The sequence below is a fragment of the Salegentibacter sp. genome, from assembly GCF_041642575.1.
Taxonomy (GTDB): Bacteria; Bacteroidota; Bacteroidia; order Flavobacteriales; family Flavobacteriaceae; genus Salegentibacter.
This window is the reverse complement of record NZ_JBEPWD010000063.1, coordinates 1-12,520: the sequence shown is the minus strand read 5'-3', so window position 1 is coordinate 12,520 and position 12,520 is coordinate 1. Positions and strand designations below refer to the sequence as shown.

General features: G+C 43.1%; 8 protein-coding genes. 4 read left to right on the top strand and 4 right to left on the bottom strand.

From position 1 onward, the window contains the following. The first annotated feature begins 196 nt into the window (after nt 1–196). Nucleotides 197–2,878: a phosphoenolpyruvate carboxylase gene (locus tag ACESK1_RS09720; RefSeq protein ID WP_372919988.1), complete on the top strand. Its 2,682-nt coding sequence runs from the start codon at nt 197–199 to the stop codon at nt 2,876–2,878. 39 nt (nt 2,879–2,917) lie between these two features. On the opposite strand, the gene ACESK1_RS09715 is transcribed toward ACESK1_RS09720, so the two are convergent. From ACESK1_RS09715 to ACESK1_RS09700, 4 genes are all read right to left on the bottom strand, one after another. Beyond that, on the bottom strand, nt 2,918–3,667 hold the full coding sequence (locus tag ACESK1_RS09715) for a succinate dehydrogenase/fumarate reductase iron-sulfur subunit (protein ID WP_372919987.1): 750 nt from the start codon (nt 3,665–3,667) through the stop codon (nt 2,918–2,920). 77 nt (nt 3,668–3,744) lie between these two features. Further along, entirely contained in the window at nt 3,745–5,667 is a 1,923-nt protein-coding gene (locus tag ACESK1_RS09710) for a fumarate reductase/succinate dehydrogenase flavoprotein subunit (protein ID WP_372919986.1), read from the bottom strand. Further along, entirely contained in the window at nt 5,664–6,338 is a 675-nt protein-coding gene (locus ACESK1_RS09705; protein WP_372919985.1) for a succinate dehydrogenase cytochrome b subunit, read from the bottom strand. The genes ACESK1_RS09710 and ACESK1_RS09705 overlap by 4 nt, the downstream gene beginning before the upstream one ends. Before the next feature lie 26 nt (nt 6,339–6,364). Next, nucleotides 6,365–7,507 (bottom strand): porin, encoded by a 1,143-nt coding sequence (locus tag ACESK1_RS09700; protein ID WP_372919984.1) that lies wholly within the window; start codon nt 7,505–7,507, stop codon nt 6,365–6,367. A gap of 419 nt (nt 7,508–7,926) precedes the next feature. On the opposite strand from ACESK1_RS09700, the gene ACESK1_RS09695 reads away from it, so the two are divergent. The 3 genes from ACESK1_RS09695 to pckA are packed head-to-tail and all read left to right on the top strand — an operon-like array spanning nt 7,927 to nt 12,211. Beyond that, a complete protein-coding gene (locus tag ACESK1_RS09695) occupies nt 7,927–8,715 on the top strand; it encodes a universal stress protein (protein WP_372919983.1) in 789 nt (262 codons plus the stop codon). A 12-nt stretch (nt 8,716–8,727) separates the two neighbouring features. After that, nucleotides 8,728–10,557, top strand: coding sequence for an SLC13 family permease (locus ACESK1_RS09690; RefSeq protein ID WP_372919982.1), 1,830 nt, complete (start codon nt 8,728–8,730; stop codon nt 10,555–10,557). Nucleotides 10,558–10,576: 19 nt separating this feature from the next. Next, nucleotides 10,577–12,211, top strand: a complete 1,635-nt coding sequence (gene pckA, locus ACESK1_RS09685) for a phosphoenolpyruvate carboxykinase (ATP) (protein ID WP_372919981.1) — start codon at nt 10,577–10,579, stop codon at nt 12,209–12,211. Nucleotides 12,212–12,520 lie beyond the last annotated feature (309 nt).

The window sequence follows — 12,520 nt, the reverse complement described above, 5'->3', positions numbered from 1 at the left end:
CCCTTCGCCTCAAACGTTTGAAATATACTAACCCCCTGTGGCTGTTTAGAAAAGCCTGTATACGGCTCTGAATCACGCTTACAAAACTCCCCAAAAAAACATGATTCGGGTCAGCTTAGCTTTACTTAGCGCTTCCCTAATTTTTCCTTTATCGTTCATTTAGTTAATTTAATTTTTTAATTAAAAATTGCGGAAAATGAACCAAAGTACCAATACGCTATCTTTTGAAAAGATATGGAAAGACATGGAATTCCTTACCAATTGTTTCCGCCAGGTTTTGAAAGAGCTTGGAGAACATGAACTGGTAGATCTACTCTCACAGGACGGCTCTAAGAACCACATCCCTGAGGATATAAAACTAAATGAAAAACAGATCCAGGTGCTAAGCATGTACATGCAACTTATGAATCTGGTAGAAGAGAATGCTGCCGTGCAATACCGCAGGAAACTCATCGACAATAAGGGATTGCAGGCCATTCGGGGTTCCTGGAGTGAGACCTTTAACAGGTGGAAATCCCAGGGCTTATCGCAGGACCAAATGCAAGAGATCCTGCAAAAAATAAGTGTGACTCCGGTACTTACTGCACATCCTACCGAAGCGAAGAGAATATCTATCCTGGAATTACACCGGGAGATCTACCTTAAACTCATCAAGCTGGAAAATACCGCTTATTCTTCTTCAGAAAGAAAGGTAATTGGAGAAGATATTATGGCGCTACTCGAAAGATGGTGGAGAACAGGGGAGATCTACCTGGAAAAACCAACGGTGGAAAAAGAAAGGAATAATGTAGTGCACTACCTGAGTAAAGTTTTTCCGATGGCGCTTAAAAAAACCGATATTCAGCTTAGACAAAGCTGGCTGGAAATGGGCTTTGACCCCGAAAAACTCACCTATCCCCGGCTGCAGTTTGGTTCCTGGGTAGGGGGCGACCGGGACGGGCATCCGCACGTCACCGCTGCCATTACCGAAAGCACCCTTAAAGAACAAAGAAAAGCCGCTTTGGAACTTATCAATACCCAGTTAAATGAGCTGGTAACGCACCTCAGCTTTTCAAAGAAACGAAACCTCATTCCGGAGATTCTTAATGATGAAATTGACAAAAAGCTGGAGCTATTAGGGGAAGCAGGAAAAATCGCCGCAGAAAGGAATCCCTATGAGCCCTGGCGCCAGTTTCTTTCGTTAATGCTGGTGCAGCTAACCAACACGATGGAAGAGCAAAACAACCTGGATGAGCAAGTATATGCAAGTCCGGAAGATCTTCTGAAGGATTTACAGGTGCTTAAGTCATCTCTGTTGGAAATTGACGCAAAAAGAATTGTGGAAGACCTGATCTTCCCCACCGAACGTTTGCTGCAAAGTTTTGGCTTTCACCTCGCCCGCCTCGATATAAGGCAGAATAGTGAATTCCACGACAAGGCGATGGAACAGATCCTTAAAACTACCTATCCCGAGCTGCCCGAATACCGCAGCTGGAATGAAGAGAAGCGAATCGATTTTTTATCTGAAGAATTAAAAACCAACAGGCCATTTGCCATCGGAGGTAAATCCTTCGGGCCGGAAGCAGATAAGGTGCTGGATTGTTACCGGGTGGTTAAAAAACATTCAGAAAAATATGGTCCGCAGGGAATAGGATCCTTTATTGTGAGTATGACCCGCGGCTTGAGTGACCTGCTTCTGGTGTATGTACTCATGAGGGAAGCTGGTCTTAGCTGTAATACTTTCCAGGTTGTGCCTTTGTTTGAAACCATTGATGACTTGCTGGCATCCGATAAAGTAATGGATAGTTATTTAAAGCACCCTGCCTACAAAAAAAGTAAAGACGGGGTACAGGAAGTGATGCTGGGCTATAGCGACAGTAACAAAGATGGGGGAATTATTGCCAGTAGATGGCATATTTACCAGGCTGAAGAGGCGCTTACCAAAACGGCAGAAGAGAACGCTGTGCGTTTCAAATTCTTCCATGGAATTGGAGGTACCATAAGCAGGGGTGGCGGAAAATATCACCGTTTCCTTGAAAGTATGCCGCCCGGAAGCCTGAGTGGTGAAATGAAGCTAACGGTACAGGGAGAAACGATTTCCCAGCAATTTGCAAACCGACTTACCGCCAGTTATAACCTCGAGATGTTACTTTCCGGTACCGCTTTGCAAACAGGTTACAATAGCTTTCCGCAGCGCGCTACTACCTATCCTGTGGCAGCTTTGAGAAAACTGGCTCAGTATTCCCAGGAGAAGTACCAGGATTTGATAAATCACCCTTCCTTCCTTGAATTTTACGGGGAGGCAACTCCTATTGATGTGCTGGAATTAAGTAAAATAGGCTCGCGTCCCGCACGTCGCACCGGAACAAGAACCCTGGGAGATTTGAGGGCAATCCCGTGGGTTTTCAGCTGGAATCAATCCCGCTTTAATATTACCGGTTGGTTTGGAATTGGCTATGCATTGCAAAAGCTGAAAAATGAGGATAAGGATAGCTATATGCAGCTCAGGGATTTTGCTGATAAATGGCCTTTGCTGCGTTATATACTTATCCAGGTGGAAACCAATCTTATGAATGCATCCCCCGAGGTTATGAGCCTTTATGCTGAATTGGTTAAGAATCAAAATGTTCGGCAGGAACTCACAGAGATCATTAAAACCGAACATACTGAAAGTCTGGACCAGATAGGTGCTATGTTTGATACCAATAGGGAGGAACGCCGCCAAAGCCTGCTGGACAATTTAAACCGAAGAGAGGATGCGCTTCTAACCCTGCATCATTTACAGATTAAAAACCTGGAGCTGTGGAGAGCCAGTGATGATCGGAATGAGAGTTCCCTGGTGACTCTTCTCCTGGAGATAACCACCGCCCTTGCAAGCGGACTTAAAAACACAGGTTAAATCCAGGGCTTAAATTCAGGAATCAGGTTAATCTAAAGGTTATTTCTTAAACAGGATTTTGGCCCGGTTATATTCATAGTTCATTTTTGCAATAGTGAGCACTGAAATATTTTCCGGGCATTCCACCTGGCAGGCTTCTGTATTGCTGCAATGTCCGAAGCCTTCCTCTTCCATTTGGTTCACCATGTCCACAGTTCTGGAGGAAGTTTCTTTATCACCCTGTGGTAAGCGTGCGAGATGAGTGATCTTGGCACCGGTAAATAAAGCTGCACTGGAATTTGTACAGCTTGCTACACAAGCCCCACAGCCGATGCAGGCAGCAGCATCAAAAGCGGTTTCTGCCTCCTGATAAGTCACCGGAATACTGTTGGCTTCAGGGGCCTGACCGGTATCTACTGAAACATATCCGCCAGAGGCGATAATACGATCCAGGGAGGAACGGTCTACCTTCAGGTCCCGTACCACCGGAAAAGCCTTTGCTTTAAAGGGTTCAACATAAATCGTATCCCCATCATTAAATTCCCGCATGTGCAACTGGCAGGTAGTCGTGTGCTTAAGCGGCCCGTGGGCTATTCCGTTAATCATTACTCCGCACTGTCCGCAAATTCCTTCCCTGCAATCATGGTCAAACTCCACTGCCCGCTCTCCCTGCCTTACCAGCTGGTTATTCAGCATATCCAACATTTCCAGAAAAGACATATCCCTGGTTACCTCCTCCAGCACATAATCGCAGAATTTTCCTTTGGCTTCCCTGTTTTTTTGTCTCCAGATCTTTAAAATTATTCTCATCCTGATGTGATTTAATTGAATGCTATTCTTCTAAATTTCCTTCCCGAATTTTTTATAGCTGCGGAAGAAATTTTCTCTTATTTATAACTCCTGATAGTTGGAGCAACGGTTTCAAAGACCAGGGATTCTTTATTCAGGATAGGAGCAGAAATGTCTCCGGACCATTCCCAGGCCGCAGAATAACTGAAATTTTCGTCATCCCTTTTTGCCTCGCCTTCCTGCGTCTGGTGTTCTGCTCTAAAATGAGCCCCGCATGATTCTTCACGGTGCAGCGCATCTATACACATAAGCTCTGCCAGCTCCATGTAATCTGCAACCCTTCCGGCTTTTTCCAATTCGCTGTTAACCTCCTCGGCATCTCCCGGCACCATAAGGTCTTCTTCAAACTCTTCTCTTATCCTGCGTATATTCTGAATTGCTTCCTCCAATCCTTTTTTGGTACGAAGCAGGCCACATTTGTCATATAATTCCCTGCCGATTTCCTTATGAAAATCTTCTGCTGTTCGTTTGCCTTTACAGCTTAGAAATCTCTCCATCTGGCTGCGCACATTTTGCTCTACCTCCTTAAATGCAGGATGATCTATAGAATTCTTCGAATCTTTGTTTTCGTCTGCCAGGTAATTCTGCAGCGTATAAGGCAGCACGAAATATCCGTCTACACAGGCCTGCAACAGAGAATTGGCTCCCAGCCTGTTTGCCCCATGATCTGAAAAATTAGCTTCTCCAATGGCAAAAAGCCCCGGAATGGAAGTCATAAGTTCATAATCTACCCATAAACCTCCCATGGAAAAATGAGCGGCGGGGGAAATTTTCATAGGTTCTTTATAAGCATCGGTTCCTGTAATTTTTCGGTACATGGTGAATAAGTTCCCATACCTTTCAGCAATAACATCTTTGCCGTATTCTTTAATAGCTTTGGAAAAATCCAGGTACACTGCGTTTTTAAGTGGGCCTATCCCTTTCCCGAGGTCAATTTGTTCCTTTGCTGCCCTGGAGGCAATATCCCGGGGAGCAAGGTTTCCGTAGGACGGATATTTTCGCTCCAGGTAATAATCCCTTTCCTCTTCAGGTATTTCTCCGGGAGCTCGTGTCTCGTCTTTAGCTTTAGGCACCCAAATCCTTCCGTCATTCCGAAGGGATTCACTCATTAAAGTAAGTTTAGACTGATATTCCCCGCTCTGCGGAAGACAGGTAGGGTGAATTTGAGTCCAGCTTGGATTGGCCATAAAAGCGCCTTTCTTATGAGCCCTCCAAATAGCTGAAGCATTACAGCCCATGGCAAGAGTAGAAAGGTAGTATATCTTACCAAATCCACCGGTGGCGAGAATTACTGTATGCCCGGCGTGACGTTCAATTTCTCCTGTATCCAGGTTGCGGGCAATAATTCCGCGGGCCTTGCCCTCAATTAGCACCAGGTCCAGCATTTCATGTCGAGTATAAAGCTGAACTTTACCAGCTTTTTGTTGTCTCAGTAGTGCCTGGTATGATCCAAGAAGTAATTGTTGGCCGGTTTGTCCACGTGCATAGAAAGTCCGGGAGACTTGCACCCCGCCAAACGAACGGTTCCTTAGATATCCTCCGTATTCTCTTCCAAAAGGTACGCCTTGTGCCACAGCCTGGTCTATTAAACTTGCAGAGCATTCGGCCAGGCGGTAAGTATTGGCTTCCCGGGCTCGAAAATCTCCTCCTTTAATGGTGTCATAAAACATCCGGTACACACTGTCTCCATCATTCCTGTAATTCTTTGCGGCATTAACACCGCCCTGGGCGGCTACAGAATGCGCTCTTCTTGCCGAATCCTGAAAGCAAAAGCTTTTTACATTATAACCCATTTCCGCGAGAGAGGCAGCAGCAGATGCACCTGCCAGACCGGTGCCGACTACGATCACCTCAAATTTTTTTCTGTTATTTGGGCTCACCAGTTTTGCTGAAGCTTTGTAATTACTCCATTTCTCAGCCAGCGGCCCCGCCGGCACCTTAGTGTTTGTTATTTCGCTCATGTCTGGTGATTTATATAGATGAAAACCGGAATAATTATATAGCCTATAGTAATTACTACTGCGAAAGTAATTCCCAGTATCCTGATGATTTTATTGTAAACCGGATGATATAAGCCTATGGTCCTGTGAGCGCTGAAGACACCGTGAAGCAAATGATACCCCAGCGCGATTATAGCTATTACGTAAAGAACCACATACCATAATTGCTCGAAAGACACCATCACCAAAGTGTAGAGATCCTTATTGCCATTCTCATCCAGCGGGAGATCCCCAAACTTATATTTGTACCAATAATCTTTAAAGTGGATCACTAAGAAAACAAAAACTATAATTCCTAAGGCCATCATATGCCGGGAATACCAGGTGCTTGCTCTTCCTCTTCTGTCTTTTGAGTATGAAACTCCATTGGCTTTTTTTCGTTTTACTGCAAGATAGATAGCATCTAAGCTGTGCAGAATTATACACGCATACAGAACAAAGGAAACAGCGATCACCATGGGGTTGCCTCCAAGGAATTGGCTGTAGGAATTGTATTGCAGTTTTGCCGTTGTTTCGGGAAGCAGAAGCTGTAAATTTCCGGCGAGGTGAATGATTAAAAAGAAGGACAGGAAAAGGCCGGTTAAGGCCATAAGATTTTTCCTTGTAACTGAGTTTTTAATAAACCATATCATAGGTTAATTTTTTTTTGTTAATCATTCTAATAGGCCACCTGAAATTGTAAAAGCATTTTATTAGAGTCGTATTGTGCGGTTCCGGGGTGATTGCGATTATAATCGTTAATCACCCCCACAAGGGATAGTTTAGCATCATAAGTTCCGGCAAAAACCAGGCTCATCATGGGGACATAAGTCATAAGCTCATCGTTTTCAGCAGCAGTATTCCTGTCCAGGTATTCCTGCCTGAAACTTACTTCCAGCGCCCGTAATCGCGGTGCGTGAAGCTTATATCGTAGTCTCGAAAGAAAATAATAGCCTTCCATCTGGTAATCATCAAGGTTTTGTAACGGAGCTTCAGAAAGTCGGAATGCCTCAAAGTTTGTCCCCTTTTTATATTCGGCATTAATATCAAGATCAAACCTGTTTCCCAGTGGCTGCTTGAATTGCCCGTCTATTCCATAGGCATTGGCATTTTGTCTTTTATAGCGGGCTTTGCCAGCGTTCAAACCGATTCTTAAAACGGAAAACGGCATATATTCTAAGCGGAAAGTGAGGTTTTTAGAACTGTCATTATCGCCCATCACGTTCCTGTTATTACCATTATAAACCGTCAGGTAATAAGATAGAATATTTGATTCAAGCGATCCAAACACTGCGGCGCCTATCTGAAAACTTTGCCAGCCATTTCTTCCAAAAAGAGAATACTGCCTTGACCAGGCATAGGAATTATCCAGTTGGAAAGGATGCAAATCTTCTAATCCAAAGAACGGCCTGAACTGGCCCAGCATCAATGAAAAATAGTTGTTATGACGGTAGCGAACAAAGGCATTTTCCAATACTTTCCCATGCAACTGTTCGTTTTTAAATTCGGCTAAATTCACCAGGATGGAAGAGGTGATCCTGTCATTGATAAAGAAAGTTGTTGATAAACGTACGTATTGCATTTCAAAGGAGTTAGTCACCACATCCTCCTTATCTGCAAAGTGTTTCCCAAGATAATCTATATCACTGTTCAGGGAAGTTGTATACCTGCCAACTACAAGAGCATTTAATTTAAAATTTCTTTTAAAGTAGGAGTAATCGTCAATCAGGCTATCACTTTGGGCAAATGCAGGCAAATTGCTTATTAGCATTGCAAAAATTATAGTAAACACTGAAATACTGTGTTTTGAACAGCTTTTCATAGCGGTAAATTCAGGTAAGTGATAGAAAAAATATTCTTTGATAAAGGTATGAACTACCGGCAAGCCAAAAATTGATCTTAATCAGTTCCGGGATGATTTTTTTCATTTAGAATGGAAAAAAATCATCCCGGAGGCCCCGCTCCATAAATTCACATTTTAATGTTAAAATTAAAGTTTGGAATTCCCCTTCAACAGGTTTTTTTGAGTTTCGCCTAACTACAACGATTTCGCTGATAGCAAGGGCTCACAGCGTATTTGTATTCCGTCTTAACTATTTGAAATATGACCGTCGTCATATTTTTAGGAGAGGAAGAAAGGTACCTTTAGTTACTTTCTGAAACCATTTTTTTTTGTATTAAAGACCATAAAGAAAGTAGAATTATTCCTGAACTTCTTGTTAACCGATTAATACCACGATTATGAAAAATTTTTTAATTCCATTCGACTTTTCTGATGTTTCAATGAATGCGCTCAAGTATGCCATTAAACTTGCAGCCGGGTGCGAGAAAGCCGGTATCAATTTGCTTTATATTTCCAATTCTAAAATGGACGCAAATGAAGAAAATGAGCTGAAAAACAATTTTGAAGAACTGGTGGAAAAGTATCAGGTAGCCGGTGAACCCCCAATTGGATATCTTTTCCGCACCGGAAAATTCACAGATACAATAGTTGATCTCCATAAATCCCTGGATATTGATCTTGTAATAATGGGCACAAGTGGGGCCGAAGAGGGAGTGGAATCTCCGGTGACCAGAACTTCGAGGTTTGTACTTGAAGCCGATTTGCCTGTATTGGTAATACCTGTAAGCCATAAACATTTTAAACTGAAGAAAATATTGCTTGCATTGGGAGAAGATGTGATGCATGACACCTCTACCCTAAACCTTTTACTGGATGTATCAAGTAGCACTAAAGCAGAGGTAGATGTTCTCACGGTAAGCCGTAATCCGGAAAGTTTAGGATATTCGGAGGCTGATGAAAAGAATGAGAGTACCCTACAATATTATCTTGAAATGTTTTACTCCCACCACAGTTTTGCAGAAAATGAAGACATACTGGAGGGGATTGATAATTACATTAAAAAGAATGACGTGGATTTACTGGCGATTATGCCCAAAACCCATTCCAAAACAGGTTCCCCCTCAAAAGGGAAATTAACCAGGGAAGTGACATTAAAAAGCGATATTCCTGTACTTGTGCTGGATTAATCTCGCAAAAAGATGTACCTGCTCCTAGCTATTCTCGTGATTACCATAGTGCTCTTTGTCTGGGATAAATATCCGCCAGATGTTGTAGCCCTAATGTCTATGTTGGCCCTGTTCCTTTTCGGGATTCTGGACCTTCCTGAAACCCTTAGTGGTTTCAGCAATCCTACCGTAATAATGATTGCGGCCTTATTCATCATTGGAGAAGGACTTGCCAGAACAGGATGGACGGCTTTGGCGGGCAGGAAGTTTGTGAAGTTTGCTAAAAAGAGCACTAATAGACTACTTGTACTTATTACCCTTGGCTCCGGTTTGCTTTCAGGATTAGTGAGCAACACCGGGGCCGTTGCTGCTCTTATGCCTATGACGGTTTCTGCTGCATGGACTGCAGGAACCCTGCCTTCTAAATTGCTTATCCCAATGGCCTACGGTTCTAATACAGGTGGCCTTCTCACCTTAACGGGTACTCCTCCAAACATCATTGTGAGTGATACGCTAATCCAGAATGGAATGGACGGGTTCTCCTTCTTTGAATTCAGTCTTATAGGAGTGCCTTTACTTCTTATTACCTTATTGTATTTTAGATATTTAGGCCAAAAGCTTTTACCCGCCAGGGAAAGTAAGGATCGCCCTATAAATATAGATTCTGAAATGCATAAGTGGATTGAAGAGTATAGTATTGGGCATAATTTATACAGATTGAAAATTAGGTCCATGTCTCCACTTCTCAATACAAGGATTGAGGACTGGCAGCTGGAAGAGAAATATGGGGTCTCTATTGTTAGACTTAGACGCCGACATTCAAAGCCTTTCAAAAACCAATCTAAGTATGTTGAGATTCCGTTACAGAGGACTAAATTGCTGTATCATGATATTATTATCGTGAAAGGAAGCACTGAGGCAGTAGACAAGCTAATCCTCGATTTTAACCTGATTATCATTCCTAATGATAAAGAGCTTAAAGAAGAGTTGATAAATCTGGAAGTGGGTATGGCTCAAATGGTAGTCACCCCTAGTTCACGACTTGTGGGACAAACAGTAGCATTGGGTAGCTACCTGGAGCAAACCGGTATACAATTGCTGGGAGTCTCCCGCGGAAATAAGCCTTTAAAGGAAAATAAAATACAGATTCAGGCCGGAGATAGTTTTGTAATACGGGGAGCCTGGAAGAATATAGATAGTTTAAAAGCCATTCATGAAAACCTGGTAATTGTTGGTAGCCCTGAGGCGATGAGCAAAGATGTCGATATGCTTGGCTACCGCTCTTTTATTGCTATGGGAGCCCTGCTGTTGCTAATACTCCTGCTTGTCTTTGATGTGATGCCGGGATCTGTAGCGGCTTTAATTTGTGCAGGAATTGTGATGCTTACCGGCTGTGTTCCCATAGCCAAAGCCTACAGTGGTATTAGCTGGACGAGTGTGGTAATGATAGCCGCAATGATCCCAATGGGGCTGGCTTTACAAAAAACCGGACTGGCACAAATAGCGGCCAATGGCCTGGTAAATTCTCTCGGTGCCATTCATCCTACAGCTCTTCTTGCCGGTATATTCCTGGTAACTTCCCTTTTTAGTCAGGCCATTAGTAATTCGGCTACGGCGATTCTTATGGCTCCTATTACCTTATATGCTTCAGGTAAGCTGGGAATATCGCCAGAACCATTTTTGATGGTGGTTGCTGTAAGCGCCTCTACCGCCTGTTTAACCCCAGTTGCAACTCCCACCAATGCAATGGTGATGACAGCCGGAAATTACAAGTTTGCAGATTATTTTAAAGTAGGAGCCCCACTACTTTTATTGCTTTTCATTACTACGATTATCCTGGTGCCACTAATATGGCCCTATTAATATGACTAAATCTAAAATTATGGAAACACAAGTCAAAAATTCCGATGTCACCTTCTTAAAAAAGTACGGATTAAAAGACACTGTAGCCCACCGAAACCTTTCCGGAGAAGAGTTACAGAAGATCACCGTAGAGAAAAACATGGGTGTAGAAACAGAAAACGGTACACTGGCCGTTAATACCGGGAAATTTACAGGGCGATCGCCACAAGACCGCTTTCTTGTAAAAGATGATTATACCAGGGATAAAGTATGGTGGGGAAAGATCAATAAACCTATTTCCCCTGATAATTTTGATCGTCTTTATGAAAGGGTTACCGCTTATTTAAGCGGGAAAGAGCTCTACGTTCACGATGGTTATGTTGGCGCTTATCCTGAATACCGGCTTGATGTACGGACTATTGCAGAGTATCCCTGGTCTGCATTCTTTGTAAAAAACATGTTTCTTCGTCTCAATGAAGAAGAGCTTGAAGATTTTAATGAAGACTGGCTGGTAGTTTGTGCGCCCGGTTACATTGAGCAAGACCCTGAAAAATATGGCTTACGGCAGGGAAACTTTAGCATACTTAACTTTAGCAGAAAAATTGCACTGGTGGGAGGATCGGCTTATACCGGTGAAATTAAAAAAGGAATTTTCTCTGCACTTAACCTCATTCTTCCGGTGGAAAGAAATGTATTACCCATGCACTGTTCTGCGAATGTTGGAAAAGATGGAGATACAGCGATTTTCTTCGGACTTTCCGGCACGGGAAAAACTACCCTTTCTGCAGATCCTGACCGCAAGCTTATTGGCGATGATGAACATGGCTGGACTGAGGAGAATATCATTTTTAATTTCGAAGGCGGTTGCTATGCCAAGGTTATAGATCTTACTGAAGAGAAAGAACCGGATATTTTCCGGGCTATTAAACCAGGTGCTATGCTGGAAAACGTGATCTTCAGGAAAAATAGCAGGGAGGTTGATTTTGAGGATAGCAGTATTACCCAGAATACAAGGGTTAGTTATCCTATAGATCATATTGAAAATATTCAGCAACCCTCCTATGCAGAAAACCCTACTGATATCTTTTTCCTAACCTGTGATGCTTTTGGGGTGCTTCCCCCGGTCTCGAGACTTACTCCCGGACAGGCTGCCTATCATTTTATTTCCGGTTACACCGCAAAGGTAGCGGGAACAGAAGCCGGCATTCATGAACCGGTTCCCTCGTTTTCGGCCTGTTTTGGAGAACCTTTTATGCCATTACATCCAACGGTTTATGGCGAGATGCTGAGTAAAAAAATGACTGAGGCTAATGTAAAGGTTTGGCTAATAAATACGGGCTGGAGTGGCGGTCCTTATGGGGTTGGTTCCAGGATCAAGCTAAAATATACCCGTGCTATGATCTCGGCCATTCTTGAAGGTCAACTGGAAAATGTAGATTTTAAGGTCCACCCTATTTTTGGTCTTTATATGCCTGTTTCCTGCCCTGGGGTTCCTGCAGAAACGCTGGACCCAATAAATACCTGGGATAACAAGGGCGCTTATATTCAAAAAGCGATACAGCTGGCCCACTCATTCCACCTGAATTTCGAGAAGTTTGCAGGACAGGCTTCCAGGCAAATTCTCGGTGGCGGACCATTAATTGATGAACACCACCACCTGGAAGAGCATTTTTAGACCAGGTAGAAAAACCGCTGCTTAAATAGCGAATTTTTTAAAAGCTTTGGATGACCATATATGGATATCCAAAGCTTTTTCCATTGACTTAGAGCGGGAAGATTCCCAATTAACGCTTCTTGAGGTTATTTAATTGGTGTTAATATAGCCAAGCTCTTGTAAGAGTCAAGATCCCTTACGCAATGCTCTAGCGTACCTTTCACCGACTTAATTAAAAATTTTAACGACTTTTTTTGATTATCAGCTACTTATGCTGTAAGTTTACTCTTGTTGAGTTTGAGCGTAGCCGGAGGAGAAACTTTAACTTTT

What these genes read in the sequence shown, in the direction of transcription:
- ACESK1_RS09705 (WP_372919985.1), bottom strand. Translation starts at nt 6,338, where the DNA reads ATGATATGGTTTATTAAAAACTCAGTTACAAGGAAAAATCTTATGGCC.
- pckA (WP_372919981.1), top strand. Translation starts at nt 10,577, where the DNA reads ATGGAAACACAAGTCAAAAATTCCGATGTCACCTTCTTAAAAAAGTAC.
- ACESK1_RS09700 (WP_372919984.1), bottom strand. Translation starts at nt 7,507, where the DNA reads ATGAAAAGCTGTTCAAAACACAGTATTTCAGTGTTTACTATAATTTTT.
- ACESK1_RS09715 (WP_372919987.1), bottom strand. Translation starts at nt 3,667, where the DNA reads ATGAGAATAATTTTAAAGATCTGGAGACAAAAAAACAGGGAAGCCAAA.
- ACESK1_RS09690 (WP_372919982.1), top strand. Translation starts at nt 8,728, where the DNA reads ATGTACCTGCTCCTAGCTATTCTCGTGATTACCATAGTGCTCTTTGTC.
- ACESK1_RS09710 (WP_372919986.1), bottom strand. Translation starts at nt 5,667, where the DNA reads ATGAGCGAAATAACAAACACTAAGGTGCCGGCGGGGCCGCTGGCTGAG.
- ACESK1_RS09695 (WP_372919983.1), top strand. Translation starts at nt 7,927, where the DNA reads ATGAAAAATTTTTTAATTCCATTCGACTTTTCTGATGTTTCAATGAAT.
- ACESK1_RS09720 (WP_372919988.1), top strand. Translation starts at nt 197, where the DNA reads ATGAACCAAAGTACCAATACGCTATCTTTTGAAAAGATATGGAAAGAC.